Below are 16,251 nucleotides of genomic sequence, written 5' to 3'. Positions count from 1 at the left end.
TTCGCCAATTAAAGTGGTACGCGAGCTGGGTTTAAAACGTCGTGAGACAGTTTGGTCCCTATCTGCCGTGGGCGTAGGAGATTTGAGAGGATCTGTCCTTAGTACGAGAGGACCGGGATGGACGAACCTCTGGTGTTCCAGTTGTTCCGCCAGGAGCAATGGCTGGGTAGCTACGTTCGGAAAGGATAACCGCTGAAAGCATCTAAGCGGGAAGCCCCCCTCAAGACGAGATCTCCCTGGGCGCAAGCCCCTAAAGGTCCGTTGGAGACGACAACGTTGATAGGCCGGGTGTGTACGCACAGCAATGTGTTTAGCTAACCGGTACTAATTGACCGTGAGGCTTGACCATAAAAAGTTTTAAAAGGAAGGGGCGAGGTTCGCCTCGCCCCAACCTTCATATCGAATTGGAAATGTCTTGACAGCTCGGAACGTATCGTAGATAAGTCTTAGGCAATTGAAAACCAGTATACGGTTTTCGGTGGCTATAGCGCAGGGGTCACACCTGTTCCCATCCCGAACACAGAAGTTAAGCCCTGTTGCGCCGATGATACTGCATGGGCAACTATGTGGGAAAGTAGGTCGCCGCCGAAATTTTTTCGCAAAAGGTCTCTTCTTCTCGAAGAGGCCTTTTTTGCGTTTAATCGAGCTCTCTTTCTATTCCTCAGGTCCCTCTTGGGGTGAAAATCGCCATCACAATCAAGTCACATCCACACGCTAAAAAACCCCGCATTTGAAAATACGGGGTTTTTTCGTTCCTCTGAAGCACTCGCAAAGAATATTTTTTTACATGCTGTAGGAGTTAGCCTTCGCTAGACCAAAGGCCGTGCAAATTACAGTATTCTCTGACTTTTAGAGGTCCGGTGATCAATGGAAAGCAGGCTTCGGGCTTATCGCCTGGCGACAGGTGTTGCCGATAAGCTTTGCCATTGGCAATCAGCTCAATCCATTGAATAAAATGTTTTTCCTCCATGGGATGAGCGACACTACCCACCTTGACGATGATGCCGTCATTGGTTTTTTCGATAACGGGTACGTGTTTTTCTTTTGCTGCATCTACAGTGTTTTCGTTCAACAGATTCATAGGTTTGCCGCAGCATACGAGCTCGCCGGCACCGCCATGCAGTACTTCCACGATATTTCCACAAAGTTCACATTTGTATACTTCGAGCTTCTCAGCCATTGAATCTCTCCCAAGGGTAGTAAGTTAGTAGTTTTCTCCGAGAATTTCAAAGTGTGCCTGCGGGTGTGCACAGGCAGGACATTCCTGGGGGGCCTCCGTTCCTTCATGGAGATAGCCACAGTTTCGGCAGCGCCAAACAATCGAATCGGCACGGGAAAAGACCGTACCATTTTTAATGTTGGCCAGAAGGGTTCTGTAGCGTTTTTCATGCTGTTTTTCGGCAACGGCTATAGCCATAAATATATCGGCGATATCCCCAAATCCCTCTTCCCTGGCAGTTTTGGCAAAATCTGGATACATAACCATGTGTTCATGGTTTTCTCCACCAGCAGCCTCCAAAAGATTTTCTGCGGTGGATCCGATTACACCGGCCGGAAACGCGGCAGTGATTTCAACTTCTCCACCTTCAAGCAGTTTGAACAGGCGCTTGGCATGTTCTTTTTCCTGATCTGCAGTTTCCTCGAAAATGGCTGAGATTTGTACATAACCTTCTTTTTTTGCCTTGCTCGCGAAATAGGTGTAGCGGTTTCGAGCCTGACTTTCACCGGCAAATGCAGTCAAAATATTCTTTTCGGTCTGGGAGCCTTTTAAAGACATGACGGTATTCCTCCTTTCAGGAAACAGCTAAAGAGAATAGATTCCAGTATAGCAAGCAACCATCGTGGTGCAATATTGAGTGCTTTTTACAAAAAAGACGCGCCGTCAGGAGGGAAGGCCGGCGCGCCAAAACGTTCGCAAGAATTCTTGCCTTCTACGTAAATCTTACCAAAGAGGTCATGAATGCGCAAGAATAAAAGTGCCCAAGCTATGTAAAATGTTTAATTATGGATACGGCGTGGCTTTTTTGATCTTGATCGAAGCCTGTATCACCAGAGCCGTTTTGAGTAAATGACGAGTGTATGTATAAGGCTTAGGAAATGGCACCGGATTCGACGCCCGTCCGGATGTCACGCTACTTTTTGATTTCGATACCGTATGATTTGATTTTGCGGTGAAGGTTGGAGCGCTCCATCTCGATAGCCTCAGCTGTGCGGGAGATGTTTCCCCCATTTTCTTGCAGCTTCTGAAGGATGAACTCTTTTTCAAATTCTTCACGAGCTTGTCTGAGACTTAGGTCGCTTGCCGGCAGGTCGAATTTGGTTGGTTGTGCAGACGGCCCAGCTGCCAGTACGGAAGAGGGAAGGTCTGCAGAAGAAATGGTCTGACTGGGACTCATAATGACAAGGCGTTCGACAATATTTTTCAATTCCCGGACATTTCCGGGCCAGTTATAGGCAGCCAAGGCATCCAAAGCACTCTGGTCGATGGTTTTGATCTCTCTGCTTTCTTTGCTGCAAAAAAACACAAGAAAGTGTTTGGCAAGCAAGGCGATGTCCTCATGCCTCTGACGCAAAGGGGGAACATAAAAGGGGAGTACATTGAGACGGTAATAGAGGTCCTGTCGAAAATTACCTTCCTGTATTTCTACTTCCAGGTCTTTGTTTGTCGCTGCAATGACACGGACATCAACTTCTATGGTGCGATTGCCGCCAACCCGTTCAAATTTTCGTTCCTGCAATATGCGCAAAATTTTGGCCTGGGTTTTAAGGCTCATATCGCCGATTTCATCCAGGAAGAGGGTGCCTTCATGGGCCTGATCGAATTTGCCCTTACGCTGAGTCGTCGCTCCGGTAAAGGCACCCTTCTCATGGCCGAACAGTTCCGATTCAATAAGTTCCTCGGGAATGGCGGCGCAATTGACCTCCACAAAAGGTTTATCGCTGCGTTTGGAATAGTGGTGAATGGCTCGTGCTACCAGCTCTTTGCCTGTGCCGTTTTCGCCGGTGATCAACACCCATCCGGAGGTAGGGGCAGCTACGGATATTTGCTCCTTGAGATTCTGAATAGCTTCACTGGTGCCGATCATTTCATATTCTTTTGCCATCCTGGCTTTCAGACTTCTGTTTTCTTCGACCAGGCGGCCGACCTTGAGAGCATTTTCTATACTGATGAGAACCTTTTCCAGGGATAATGGTTTTTCGATGAAATCATAAGCTCCGAGTTTGGTAGCTTTGACAGCGGTCTCGATCGTACCATGTCCACTCATCATGATAACGATCTGCTCCGGATCGTTGTCGCGAATGCGACGCAACGTTTCCAACCCATCCATACCGGGCAGCCAGATATCGAGTAATATCAGGTCCGGGTTTTCGCCACAAAGAAGGGTCAGGGCGTCTTCCCCTGTTTCTGCGGAAAGCGTACGGAAGCCCTCATCTTGCAAGATACCGTCAAGACTTTCCCTTATGCTTTGCTCGTCATCCACAATCAAAATGGTCTTCATATTTTAAAGTTCCTTGTTGATAGTGACGTTTTAGGCCCAATGTCATTTTCTACAGGCACCGGGCAAGGGGGGCTAGGCTTCTGTCTCTCTGGTGATGCCGGTAACTGGCAATTCAATGATGAACTTGGTCCCCTTCGGTTGGTTATCCTTGACCCTTACATAGCCGTTATGATCGGCAACAATGGTTGCCACGATGGCCAGGCCCAGACCTGTTCCCGATTTTTTTGTCGAAAAGTAGGGTTCAAAAAGGCGTGGTTTGTCTTCCGTAGGAATACCACATCCATCGTCGATTATAAAGATGCTGGCCATTTTCATTTCGCGGTTGTAATGCGTTTCCAGAGAAATGTGCCCACCGTCATCGGCCATGGCGCCTACGGCATTTTCAAGCATGTTGATGATTGAACGTTTAATTTGATCCCTGTCGAGATTGAAGACAGGGATCTCGTTATCGGGATGAAACGAAAAACAGATCTGGCGGTGGGCTTCCTGATAGAGGATCAGCGTTTCGTTGATAATGTCGTTAAGGTTGTTGGGCGTTGGGTTGGCCGATGGCATTTTCGCAAAATTGGAAAATTCATCCACCAGAATTTTAAGCTCGTCGACTTGCTTGATAATCATATCGGTGCAATCGTCAAAGACCCTGTCATCTTCGGGAAAACGGTCGAGATAACGGCGTCTCAAGCGCTGGGCGGATAGTCTGATCGGGGTGAGGGGGTTTTTGATCTCGTGAGCAATGCGACGAGCAACCTCACGCCATGCAGCCATACGCTGAGCTTTGATAAGGTGAGTCAAATCATCGAATACGACTACGGTGCCCATAAACTCCCCGTTTTCATCTCGCAAAGTGGTCAGGTTGACCAGCAGGGTGAGTTTTGTGTCTTCCAGGGGAATGGAAACTTGTTTATGGATGGAGTCTTTGCCGGATTTGGCAAGTTCGCGTAACAGTCCGTTGATAATAGCCAGATGTTCTGGATTGAGAACCTGGCGAAAATGACGACCGATGACCTTGCTTGTGATGATCTTCAAAAGTTGTTCGGCTGATTTGTTGATGGTGGTAAGGTTCCCCTGGCGATCTACGGAAATGACACCAGCGGTAACATTTTTCAGGACAATTTCCATGTAGCGGCGGCGTTGATCCAGTTCCTGGTTGGAGGCTCGCAAGTGACGGTTGGCATTGTTGATTCCGGCCTGGCTTTTTCGCAGGTCGGCAGTCATTTTGTTAAATGCTTCGACAAGCAATGCGATTTCATCATCGCTTTGGGGGGCAATCTGGACGGTCAGATCGCCACTGGCAACCCGGTTGGTTGCGGTAACCAATTCCTGAATAGGGACGGTAATGGTGCGCGCCAGATAGAAGCCGAACCACGTAGCCAGAAACACTATGGCCAGGGCGATAATCAGCAGCACCTGTATGTAGCCTTTTTGGATACGGTCCTTGAGAAGTTTGGTGGTTTTATATTGTTCGAAGGAGGAGGAAATTTCCTTCATTTTATTGACCAGGGAGTACGGAACATAATAGTTGACCACTACCACCCCCACGACATCGTTGGGGTTCCAGTTGGAAAAAACCGGTACGATTCCCCTTATCAGGTCAGCTTTGCCGATATTGGTGATGCGTGAAAATCGGTTGCCCTGCAAGGCCTCGCGTATGGCATCGCTGCCGGGATCTGTGAATTCGGCGATGGGAACCTGGGGGTTTGAGGCACGCACCAGTTCTTCGTGGGTTGAGGAAAAGACCTCAACGACGCCAAGGTTATACTCCTGTTGTTTATTTTGAATCAGGGCTCGCAGTTGCGGAAGGTTTTTTTCGTTGAGCAGTTTCTGGTCTTTGATGAAGCGCGCCAGCTGATCGCCGTAATAAAGGGCATTGGCGCCGGAGTTTTTATAATAGGTCTGTGCCACCTCCAGGGATTCGTGCAGCGATGTTTCGATCTGGACGTTGAACCAATTTTCAATGGAGTTGGATACGAAACCGGCTGCCACAAAGAACAGCAGCAAGGTGGGCACCAGCGAAAGGGTAACAAAGGCTACCACCAGGCGGGTTCGCAGGCGTGCTCCTGGAACCTGGCGTCGTCGTTCCAGCAGAAGTTTGAACACATTACGAAAAACCAGGAACAACGTAAGGATGATCAACAGGATATTGAGGTTGATCAGTGCCAGCACCAGCAGGCTTTTGGCCAGGGGAACCTGAGCGGTAAATTGTAACAATTGCGTTTCGAATTTGGAAAAGACGATCACCAGTATGGTGATGAGGCCGATGAGCAGCCATTCCCGGCGTCGTTTGCGGGTTTCCTTGCTGCTTTTTTCCGGATCGCTGGGTAGTTGGGGCATGTTTAAGCTCGTTGTCAGAGGGAAACGAAGTATTGATTTTAGGACAGGAGCATAACCCTTTGCAACTGTGTCATAGTGCCTCAAAACAAAAAGCAGCCGGAGGCGGCTGCTTTTTGAGTAGAGGCTGTTTGGCAGTATGCGGAGATATCAGGCTTCGGCGACACCGGCCATCGCCATGGCGGCACAACCGGTCATAGACAGGCTGCCGTGGGATGCGGCCTCTCCTGATTCAACCAATTGCCAGCAATCCGCATTGGCAAGGATTTTTTCAACCATCTGGTGGTTGATATCGTGTCCTGCCTTGTAGGCTTTGACATGGCCGAGGACACGATGCCCAAGAAGGCTGAAATCTCCTACGGCATCAAGAATCTTGTGGCGGACGCATTCATCTTCAAAGCGCACTCCGTCAGGATTGAGAACGCCCTCCTCGCCGATGACAACGGCGTTGTCCAGGGAACCACCGAGAGCCAAGCCGTTGGCTTTGAGATACTCAACTTCGTGCAGGAATCCGAAGGTCCGGGCCGGCGCGATCTCTTTGCGGAAGGTTTCCGTATTGACCTTTATGGCGCGGTGCTGCAAGCCGATGCAGGGATGATCGAAGGCAATGTCAAAGGTAATGCGGAAAAAACGTGACGGAATGATACTTACACGTTTTTCCCCGTCGACCAGGGTGATCGGTTTGCGGATAGCCAGGTATTTACGGCGCTTTTCCTGTACCCGGTTGCCGGTTTCCTGCAGCAGGGCAACGAAGGGAGCCGCGCTGCCGTCCATGACAGGCACTTCCGGGCCATCAATGTCGATATGCAGGTTGTCAATACCGCAGGCGGAAAGGGCGGCCATAAGGTGCTCTATGGTGGATACACTTAAGCCATCTTTGCCGATCACTGTGGCAAGTCGGGTATCAACCACATTGGCGGAGACGGCAGGAATGGAGACACGGCGTTCGCCATCCGTGCAGTGAAAGATGATGCCGTTATCAGGCTCCGCAGGTCGCAGAATCATGGTGATCTGGCGTCCCGTATGCAGTCCTATTCCGGAAATGGTCAGGGGCTTATTGAGAGTCGACTGGTATATCATCAAATATGTCCTTCCATATGTGGTTGCTTAAGACAGTGTTGCTATTTGTTAAAAGCAAAGGTCGTGCCACCTTTGTTTGAGTTTGTAAGTTGCCTATATCTATGGGCTTTTTTTTAGGAGGGGCGGGTGCCGGTAGGCAATAAGCGTGGCCTATTCTCCCACTGTGGTATCAAAACCACACAACACCATGGCTTGTGTGGTCATTCATGGCCGTGATTTCACGGCCATTATAATTTTGACAAGACCTTTTTCGGCTGTTCCTCCTCCATGCCAAAGCTGTTTATTATACCACAATCAGCGATATATGATTCCAGAATTCGAAGACGGTAGTTGTGTCGGGGGCTGGTGGACTAGAGGGGAGCGGCAGGATGTCAGTCAGGATACATTGTCGCAGGTTGGCAAGCGAGAGGGTAGGGCTTTTGCCCAAATTTCACAAAACGATAGCCAGCCTGCTTCAGGTTTCTATTCGTATATCCTGGCGCCAGCATCGTTGGGGTAGGTTATAGACGCCCAGAGCGCAAAATGGCAACCGCAAGCCACAGGCCAAGTACGGCAGCAATAGTGTAACCAAGGAATCCCAGAACGGGAAAACCCATAACTGAAGGACCCTTGTCAACTTGCATGATCAGGGATGAGCCGACAATCAATGCGCTGATTAACATGCTGAAGGACAGTCGGTTGCTCGATTTGTCCAGGTCTGTGATCAGCTGGTTCAGACCGCGATGCTCCAGGTTGATTTTGAGACGATTGCGGTTCATGCGGAGTAACAATGTGCGCACATCCCGTGGCAGGCGCCGCAGGAGCATTCCATAGTCACCTGCCACATCATTGAGTTCTTTGGCCAGATAGGAAGGGGTGAGGCGTTCCCGGGCCAATCGTTCCATGAAGGGTTTGAGGTGTCCGACCATGTTGAAACCGGGATCCAGTTGACGACCTATGCCCTCCATGGTGATCAGCGCACGAGCTAGGATCAGCAGATCGGGCGGTACGCTGATGTGAAACTGAACGAAAATATTGATCAGATCGGTAAGCAGGTGACCTGTATGGATTTCCTGCAGCGGCACTTCATAGTAATCGTCGATAAAGTCGGACACCACTTTTTTCAGGTCTGTGAGAAGCGGTTCCTCGTCCATCTCGCCTGATTCGAGGAGCAATCGAGTAACTTTTTCCACATCACGTTCCAGGATACCGAAAAGCAGGTCGATCAGTTGGTATTTGAGGGTGCGGTCAAGGCGACCTACCATGCCGTAATCGAGGAAGCATACAACCGGGCCGGGCATAACGAAAATATTCCCCGGATGCGGGTCGCCATGAAACAACCCGTGTATCAGTACTTGCTTGAGCAACGCATCCGCACCATGATGTGCAATGGTGGACAGGTCATAGCCGGCATTGCGTAGCCTGGCAAAGTCGCTGACCTTGATGCCTTCGATAAATTCCATGGTCAATACGGTCTCGCCGGAAAGTTCGCGGTACATGCGCGGCACATGAAAGGTCGAATCTTCGGCAAAATTGTCCGCAAACCGTTCCAGGGTATGGCCTTCCCGAGTAAAATTCAGTTCCCGCTGAACGCTGCGACGAAACTCCTTGACCAGGGCAACCGGATTGTAAATATGCAGGGCAGGAAGGTGGTGTTCGGCAAGGTGTGCAAGACTCATAAGGATGTCGAGGTCGGTGGCGATAATGTGCTCAATGTCAGGACGTCGGATTTTGACCGCGACTTTTTTGCCATCGAGGAGTCGGGCGTGATGTACCTGCGCGATGGATGCGGTTGCCAGAGGGGTCATTTCCAAGTGGGAAAACAACCGTTCCAAGGGCTGCCCAAGTTCTTTGGTGATCTGTTGATGAATCTGTGCGAATGGAACGGGCGGAAGATCGTCTTGCAGCCGGCTGAATTCCGTGATGTATTCCGGCGGGAGAATGTCCGGTCGGGTGGACAGCAGTTGGCCGAACTTGATGAAAGTCGGGCCCAGCTCTTCCATGGCCAAGCGTAAACGGACGGCTGGTGTTTGCCGTCGTGCGGCTCTGATTTGTCGCCCGCCGCTGAAGATTCGCCTGCTACGCTGTACTATAAAGCGAATTTGCAGCTGATCCAGAACCTGCCCGAATCCGTATTTCAGCAATGTGCCAAGTATCTGGCGGTAGCGGCCCAACGAGCGAATGTTGCGGTTAAGCCGGCGCAGATTCAGCATGCGCTTGAGGCATCATCTTTCGCGGCCTCACGTAGCGCTTTGAGCTCTTTTTCCAGACCTTGGATTTTCTTGGCCAGGCTTTTCAACTCATCTTTGCTGACCAGACCAAGGTCGGCACAGACCTGGCGCACTTCTTCTCGCGCTACTTCCTCAAGTTTATGCTGGTTGCTTCGGGCCGTATCCGAAAGCAACTTAAGCAATTCCTGACCCTTTTCTTCGCTCAGGTTGAGTCGGTTCTTCAGTTCGGTTGCCAGCTCTTCCGCTTTTTTCTGGGTCAGAACCAAGGCGCCAAGGCCAGTCAACAGCGATTTTTCAATCAGATCGATCATGTGTAAACCCCCTTATGTTTGTTCATTGGAAACACTGAAATTTTAACATAGGGGGCGGCCACTGCAATCAGGCCCGGCGCAGTGCGTGCAATTGCGGCAGTACTTCGTGGGCGGCCTTTTCTCCCGCGGCGATGGCCTCGGGTGCACGGTGAAACTCAAGCATGGTGAGATCATCGAACCGGGGACGGATAAAAACATCCGCATGAATACGATCCAGCTGCAAGGCGTTGATGCGGTTTTCCATGATGGCTACACTGCGCGAGCAGATACTGAAAATATTCGGAGGTTTGCGATTGCGCGGGGGGGGACTGTCCTGGTCAGGATGATTCGGGGTCCAAATATCCCGCAAAAGTTTCTCGATGCTCGCTGCAGTAAAATAATCGCGCAATCGGGAGGGGGCGTCTGGCGGTGAGGTTTGGGCTGGTAAGAAAGCTTCGGAACTGGGCTGTTGGACACCGGGGATGGTGCAAACGCCTATAACCCTGTCTGCGCCCATCTGGTGGGCCACATCCAGCGGCACAGGATTGATCAGCCCGCCATCGACCAAAAAGCGGTCACCGAAAGGAACCGGTGTGAAAATTCCGGGAAAGGCGACCGCAGCTCTAAGCCCTTCGCGCAGATTTCCTTTACGGATAACCAGTGCCTCGCCGGTTTCGATGTCGGTAGCAGTGATGGCCAGAGGGATGTTTAGTTCCTCAAAAGTGGCGACGGGCAACAATTCATCGAAAAAGGTGGCGACGCGGTTCCCGTCGATCAAGCCGGAAGTTGGCAGAGTCGGATCGAGAAGTCGCGCTAAGGCCCGCCAGTCAAGATCGCGCATGACTTCCTCCATGCGGAGTACGGAGACTCCCGCGGCATAGAGGGCTCCGAGGGCTGCGCCAATAGATGTGCCGGCAATAAAATCGACAGGGATCTGGTGCTTTTCAAGAACCTTAAGGACACCGATATGAGCCAGCCCGCGAGCAGCACCACTGCCAAGAGCCAGGGCGATTTTGGGGCGCGTTTCAGACATACGATGCTTTGCCGAAATGCGATGAGCGGTTGGCAGGAACCCCCGCATATCGCTGAGGTAAAAACAAGAGCCGCGGCGACTTCCAGTTTGCTGCGCCGCTCCGGGAGCTTGAGAAGTACCACAAGATTAGCTTAATCACGCTTATGGGGCAAGGAGACAGAGGACGTTTGTGGTCAGGATCCTGAAATCAGGGGCCAGGATGGCAAGGTTTGCTGTTGCCAGAGTTTTCTGACCATAGCTTTGGCCCTCTGCGGGTCTGCTTGCCGCCTGAAGACTTCTTTGACCAGGCTGCTTCGTAGCTTCTTTAGATCGAGTCGGTAGCGGTCGAGGATGCCCGCAATGATGGCGTGATCGACAGGGAGCTCCACCGATCCTGATCGCAGCGACGAAATAAGCTCCAGCGCCTGGGCGGTTTCCATGCCCTCGACCTGCAGCGTTGCCCCTTCGGCGCTTTGAAGTTCGATGGTGCCGAAGAACTCTCCACTGATGGTCAAGGGTGCGTCGAAATCGTAGGTACGCATTTCGGGGCGATAGTAATCGTAAAGATAGTGGTCCGGGAAAACCGGGATACCGTCCATGAAAACCAATTCAGCGACTGCCTCAAGCAAGTCCTGTTCGGAATAGTCGGGGTTGAGATCATCACCGGGGTCGCTTTGATCGGACTTGATCAGGGTCGGCAACTCGGGATCCGTGTCGAGCCATACAGCGAGTTCCTGATCGAGGATCGCTCCGGAGATTTCCGTGGTTGTCTCGGTTTGTAACTCTTGCAGACAGGCCAAGGTTTTTGTGCTCGGCAGAGGCAGCCCCTGTCGCAACACTTCTGTACGCAAGGCTGCGCGTCGCGGTAGCGGACGGCCGCCCCCGGTGACATGCCATAAATAGCGGCCGAGGCTGCAGCGTGAAAAGAAGAAGACCCCTTGTTCCAACTGTTCTGGCCAGGTTTCGGAGGTGGGTATGGTCAGGCGCCCATCTTCGACCATGTTCCATACTTTGTCCGGCAGAGTCAAGGCGAGAGACAGCAAGGAAGCATGTTCCTGATGTAGCCGGGCATTGGTCATCGGGCGTACTCCGGTATCTTGTTCGATCCTGATCCGGGTATCCGGCTGTTGGCTCTTGCAGAACTCCAGGCATAGTCCCCGATCGGACTCCCGCAACCGAGTCAAAGTCGTGTTTTCAAGCAGAAGGCCGAGTATTTGGCGGCCGTAAACGCTGCCCAGCCAACGCGACGGCACGATTAGATGGAAATGCGCTCCATCGGAGGCGAGACCGAGTAAGTGTAACAGATGCCAGGCCCATAAAGGGGTGCGTGGCGGCAGACGAAACCGTCTGGCCGGCCAGGAAAGTCTCAATTGTGCGGCGAGAGTTTTACGTTCAACGGCAGAAGGCAGCCGAGAGTCCATCAGGGTACCGCAGACGCAATCCGGCGCAGGCTCAGGCAGAAAGGCCATGGGGTCGGCTGTGGATGCCAGAGGAGGTGCAAGCTTGTGCGCATGGCGCAATAAAGACTGAAGCGCCAGCATCGGCGGACTGACAACGACCATTTGAGGGACATCCTCTGTCAGGAGGCTGTCAGGGTGGAGCAGTAAAACAACGCCGGCACATGGCTTGACCGGGGAGGGGATAGGGTAGGCTCCCAGTTCAAAGGCTTTCTGCCGTTGCAGGATTTCCAGCGCCTGTATGGCCCCCCGGGGATTGCGCGCTATTCCCAATTGGGTCAGTCGATGTACCAGCAGATGCAACTTTACCAGCGCGTCGTCGGACAGCATGGCTTCGTCGGGTGCCATGCGCAGTGTCTGAGGCAGAGGCTCGGGAAGCGTGGCAAGTGCTTCACCGATGGCGTCTTCGAGTTTCTGGGGTTGCACGGCTTTGGGAAGACAATCGTGCAGTGCCAGGGCCATGATTCGTGTCAGGGTCAGCATGGCTTTGCCCAGGGCCTGTCGTTCAGCCGAGGGGCCGACCTGATCATTGTTAGCCAGTCCGCGATGTATCCGGAAGTGCTCTGTCAGCGGCGGTAACAGGGACAACATGGTGGCTTGCACCAGATTGGCAAGATAGTATGGCGACAGCCTGTCGGGAGAGATGGCTCCCAGTACGCTGCAGGTTTTCATCTCTTCCATCAGCGCCATGAGGGCCTCGTGAAAATCGACGGGACCGGGGTGTTCGCCACGGCCGATGGGCAACGTTTTGGTTTGGTTCCACTGTCCCTCGCAGCATTGCCAAAGGGCGATGCTCTTGGCACCCCAGGCTACATAATAGCTGAGTCCCAGGGCGCCGGCAGCGAGTTGTCCGTCCGGCAAAGAGGATGTTTGGTCTTTTGGGGGAAAGAAGATCGCTCCGCCGGCCATGTGACTGTCGCGGTTGATCCAGAAAACAAGCGGTGGTGTTATCTCGCCGGTTTCAGTGAGTAACGGGGCAAATGTTTCGACACGCCGGAAGGGCGAGCGTCCCCCGGTAATGAATTCCTGTGCCCACAGCGCAAGTTGCTGGGCGAACTGCTGCAACGGGGCCTGGTTGGTTTCGGATGATGTCTGAATTGTCTTCATGGTCTGGGAAAAGGTGCAGGCGTGTCAGGAAAACAGTTCCCCGGAGGTTTTGCCTCGGGGGATCTGACGCTGAAAATGGCGATAGGCCCGCTCGGTGGCTGTGCGACCACGTGGCGTGCGGTTCAAAAACCCATTCTGGAGAAGATAGGGCTCAATCACATCCTCGATGGTGTCCTTTTCTTCTCCCACGGCTGCTGCAAGGGTTTCCAACCCGACGGGACCGCCGGCGAACTTGTCGATGATGGCCAGCAGCAGCAGTCTGTCCATGTGATCCAGGCCGCAGTTGTCTACCTCCAGGCGTGACAAGGCCATATCCGCAATGTCGCGGGTGATGATCCCGTCGCCCTTGACTTGGGCGAAATCCCGAACGCGTCGCAACAGGCGGTTGGCGATACGAGGCGTACCTCGACTTCGGCGGGCGATTTCATATTGCCCGTCTTTTTCAATGGGGATATCGAGAATTCGTGCGCTACGCCCGGCAATGGTGGCCAGTTCATCGTCGGTATAGAATTCCAGTCGACAGATTACGCCGAACCGATCACGCAATGGTGATGACAGCAAACCGGCGCGGGTTGTTGCACCGACCAACGTGAATCGGGGGATATCGAGCTTGATGGTTCGCGCAGAAGGTCCCTGCCCGATGATAATATCGAGTTGGTAGTCTTCCATGGCCGGATACAGGATTTCTTCTACGACCGGCGACAGACGGTGGATTTCGTCGATAAACAGGACGTCACCATCGGACAGGTTGGTAAGTATGGCTGCCAGATCGCCTGGTTTTTCAATAACGGGGCCCGAGGTGCTTTTGATACTTACACCCATTTCGCTGGCGACAATATTGGCCAGGGTCGTTTTGCCGAGACCGGGCGGTCCGTAGAACAGAACATGGTCCAATGATTCCTGACGTCCTCTTGCCGCATCGATAAAGACCTGCAAGTTCCCCTTGGCTTTGCTTTGCCCGATATATTCGGTCAGAACGCGTGGCCGTAAAGAGGCCTCGAGACGGTCTTCTTCGCTACTGAAATCAGGTGTAACAAATCGTTCGGTCATACCAGCCTGTGTCGGGAAGTTCTGTCCCGCTCTATGCGTGAAGGATTACAGCCAGACGGCCGACCGCCTGTCCGACGCCTGCGAGGCGCACTCGCGCGTTGCGACGGTCAGCGTCAGTGATGGGGGTGCGGCTGATCCAAGGGTGAAGGAAAAATGTTTTCGAGATTCAGGATACAGGGATTGGCGTCCCAATCAAAGGAAAAACTCCCGCCACCGTTTGTGCCGGCAGGGATTAGCGCATGAGGAGCTTCAGGGCCTGTTTGAGAATATCCTCAAGAGGGGCGTCGGGAGCCGTATCGATTCCATCCAGGGCCTTGCGGGAAAGGTTCTCTTTGTAGCCGAGGTTAACCAGCGCCGAAAGGGCATCCTCGCGAAGATCCCCGGCAGTCTCTGCCGGGAGCGGCGCATTACCGGGGACGGCTTGTACCGGTCCGACCTTTTCCCGCAGTTCCAGGACCAGGCGTTCGGCGGTTTTTTTGCCGATGCCGGGAACGGTTGCCAGATGCTTGGCATTGCCCTGCGACAGGGCCTGTTGAAGGTCGGCGGCCGGTAGATGGGATAGAATATTCAGGGCGACCTTGGGGCCGACCCCGGAGACGGACAGCAGCAGGCCGAAAAGATCCTTCTCCGTTTCGGTAAGAAAACCGAACAGCAAAAGTGCGTCTTCCCGCACATGGGTGTGGACACGGAGTCGGACATCCCCCTCATCGGGCAACGCGTAATAAGTGGACAAGGGGATCAGCAGGCGGTAGCCGACACCGCCGACATCGAGGATGACCTGGCTGACGGTTTTCTCGATCAATTGTCCATTGAGCAAAGCGATCATAGGCGACTTTCCATTGCGTGAAGCAGTTCCGTTTGCCTTCAGGTCAAGAGGTCGTTGAGATGGAAGCAGTGGGCGTGACAGATAGCTACCGCCAGCGCATCCGAAGCATCTTCCTGGGCGATTTCGGGGAGGTTGAGGAGTACCCGTACCATCTGTTGCACCTGGGGTTTAGCGGCTCTGCCGTAGCCGACAACGGCCTGTTTGACTTCCACTGCCGTGTATTCGGCGACCGGTAAAGAGGCATTGACGCCGGCCAGCATCGCAACGCCCCTGGCATGCCCCAGTTTAAGGGCCGACAGGGCGTTCTTGGCGACGAATATGCGCTCTACGGCGACCCCCGTCGGCGCGTAGTCTGCAATGACCCTGCTCAACCCGTCGTATATGGTTTTGAGGCGATCCGCAAGGGGCGCATCGGTGCGGGTATAGATGGCACCGTTATCCACATGCAACAAACGGTTGCCGATCTTTTCGATCAGGCCGTAGCCGGTGATGCGGGTGCCGGGATCGATACCTAGAATTCGCATGGAAAAACGTTCGTCGTTGGCGCGTCAAAGGAAAAAGGCGGGGGTGCACCCCGCCTCCGGAACGATCGATATCCCGCGGGAATTATCCCATAATGCGGGCCATTTCCTCGTCGGAAATATCGAAGTTTGCAAAGACGTTCTGGACGTCGTCATTATCTTCCAGCATGTCGATCATTTTCATCAACGATTCGGCCTGCTTGCCTTCAACCGCGGTCATGTTCTGCGGAATCATGGTGACTTCGGCCGATTCCGGGGTTAAACCCTGCTCTGCCAGAGTATTGCGGACGGTTTCAAAGTCCGCCGGGGCGGTAATGACTTCGGTGACACCGTCTTCGTCGTTAACGTCTTCTGCGCCGGCTTCCAGGGCCACTTCGAAAATCTTCTCAAAGTCGCTGTTTTCGCCGAAGATGATCTGTCCCTTGCGATCGAACATGAAGGCGACGGAACCGCTGACCCCGAGACTTCCGCCGAATTTGTTAAAAGAGTGACGGACGTCGGCCACGGTCCGGGTCCGGTTATCCGTCATGAATTCGACGATGACCGCAACACCCCCGGGACCGTAACCTTCAAAGGTCCCCTCTTCGTAAGTGACGCCGTCCAGGTCGCCGGTCCCTTTTTTGATAGCCCTTTCGATATTATCCTTCGGCATATTAGCCTGTTTGGCTTTGTCAACCGCCAGACGGAGGCGGGCATTGGCCTCCAGGTCGCCGCCGCCGATTTTGGCCGCGACGGTAATTTCCTTGATCAGCTTGGTGAAAATCTTGCCCCGTTTGGCGTCCTGAGCGCCTTTGCGGTGCTTGATATTGGCCCATTTACTATGACCTGCCATGTTGCTGTCTCTCCTTACCTGTAAATTTTAGCTTTTCC

The 16,251-nt window shown here is 53.0% G+C and carries 13 protein-coding genes and 2 rRNA genes (1 of these 15 running past the window's edge); 2 read left to right on the top strand and 13 right to left on the bottom strand.

Annotated features, from left to right (window positions below; translation table 11 throughout):
* Together PCAR_RS12810 and rrf are read left to right on the top strand one after the other, a co-directional pair.
* Positions 1–349: ribosomal RNA gene (locus PCAR_RS12810) — 23S ribosomal RNA — on the top strand; it begins 2,607 nt to the left of the window's first position.
* A 125-nt stretch (positions 350–474) separates the two neighbouring features.
* Positions 475–591, top strand: a 5S ribosomal RNA gene (rrf, locus tag PCAR_RS12805).
* A gap of 208 nt (positions 592–799) precedes the next feature.
* Here rrf and PCAR_RS12800 read toward each other — a convergent pair.
* The 13 genes from PCAR_RS12800 to PCAR_RS12740 form a co-directional block, all read right to left on the bottom strand.
* The gene (locus tag PCAR_RS12800; protein ID WP_011342108.1) at positions 800–1,180 is read right to left on the bottom strand and encodes a desulfoferrodoxin; all 381 of its coding nucleotides are present in this window, start codon (positions 1,178–1,180) and stop codon (positions 800–802) included.
* 24 nt (positions 1,181–1,204) lie between these two features.
* Positions 1,205–1,777 (bottom strand): rubrerythrin, encoded by a 573-nt coding sequence (gene rbr, locus PCAR_RS12795; RefSeq protein WP_011342107.1) that lies wholly within the window; start codon positions 1,775–1,777, stop codon positions 1,205–1,207.
* Between the two features lie 355 nt (positions 1,778–2,132).
* Positions 2,133–3,500: a sigma-54-dependent transcriptional regulator gene (locus tag PCAR_RS12790; RefSeq protein WP_011342106.1), complete on the bottom strand. Its 1,368-nt coding sequence runs from the start codon at positions 3,498–3,500 to the stop codon at positions 2,133–2,135.
* 72 nt (positions 3,501–3,572) lie between these two features.
* Positions 3,573–5,831 (bottom strand): sensor histidine kinase, encoded by a 2,259-nt coding sequence (locus tag PCAR_RS12785; protein ID WP_011342105.1) that lies wholly within the window; start codon positions 5,829–5,831, stop codon positions 3,573–3,575.
* A gap of 147 nt (positions 5,832–5,978) precedes the next feature.
* Entirely contained in the window at positions 5,979–6,908 is a 930-nt protein-coding gene (gene lpxC, locus PCAR_RS12780) for a UDP-3-O-acyl-N-acetylglucosamine deacetylase (protein ID WP_011342104.1), read from the bottom strand.
* 500 nt (positions 6,909–7,408) lie between these two features.
* Positions 7,409–9,100 carry an ABC1 kinase family protein gene (locus tag PCAR_RS12775; protein WP_011342103.1) on the bottom strand — a complete coding sequence of 564 codons (1,692 nt, stop codon included), beginning with the start codon at positions 9,098–9,100 and terminating at the stop codon, positions 7,409–7,411.
* A complete protein-coding gene (locus PCAR_RS12770; protein ID WP_011342102.1) occupies positions 9,094–9,429 on the bottom strand; it encodes a phasin family protein in 336 nt (111 codons plus the stop codon). The genes PCAR_RS12775 and PCAR_RS12770 overlap by 7 nt, the downstream gene beginning before the upstream one ends.
* 67 nt (positions 9,430–9,496) lie before the next feature.
* Positions 9,497–10,441 carry a patatin-like phospholipase family protein gene (locus PCAR_RS12765; protein WP_041531872.1) on the bottom strand — a complete coding sequence of 315 codons (945 nt, stop codon included), beginning with the start codon at positions 10,439–10,441 and terminating at the stop codon, positions 9,497–9,499.
* A gap of 173 nt (positions 10,442–10,614) precedes the next feature.
* On the bottom strand, positions 10,615–12,984 hold the full coding sequence (locus tag PCAR_RS12760; RefSeq protein WP_011342100.1) for a hypothetical protein: 2,370 nt from the start codon (positions 12,982–12,984) through the stop codon (positions 10,615–10,617).
* Positions 12,985–13,008: 24 nt separating this feature from the next.
* On the bottom strand, positions 13,009–14,034 hold the full coding sequence (gene ruvB / locus PCAR_RS12755) for a Holliday junction branch migration DNA helicase RuvB (RefSeq protein WP_011342099.1): 1,026 nt from the start codon (positions 14,032–14,034) through the stop codon (positions 13,009–13,011).
* 232 nt (positions 14,035–14,266) lie between these two features.
* Positions 14,267–14,860 (bottom strand): Holliday junction branch migration protein RuvA, encoded by a 594-nt coding sequence (ruvA, locus tag PCAR_RS12750; RefSeq protein ID WP_011342098.1) that lies wholly within the window; start codon positions 14,858–14,860, stop codon positions 14,267–14,269.
* A gap of 38 nt (positions 14,861–14,898) precedes the next feature.
* Positions 14,899–15,384 carry a crossover junction endodeoxyribonuclease RuvC gene (gene ruvC, locus PCAR_RS12745; protein ID WP_011342097.1) on the bottom strand — a complete coding sequence of 162 codons (486 nt, stop codon included), beginning with the start codon at positions 15,382–15,384 and terminating at the stop codon, positions 14,899–14,901.
* Positions 15,385–15,466: 82 nt separating this feature from the next.
* A complete protein-coding gene (locus PCAR_RS12740; RefSeq protein WP_011342096.1) occupies positions 15,467–16,213 on the bottom strand; it encodes a YebC/PmpR family DNA-binding transcriptional regulator in 747 nt (248 codons plus the stop codon).
* Between the last annotated feature and the right edge of the window lie 38 nt (positions 16,214–16,251).

Source organism: Syntrophotalea carbinolica DSM 2380 (genome assembly GCF_000012885.1).
Classification (GTDB): Bacteria; Desulfobacterota; Desulfuromonadia; order Desulfuromonadales; family Syntrophotaleaceae; genus Syntrophotalea; species Syntrophotalea carbinolica.
Note: the sequence above shows the minus strand (reverse complement) of the source record. Positions and strands in the feature narration are given on the sequence as shown.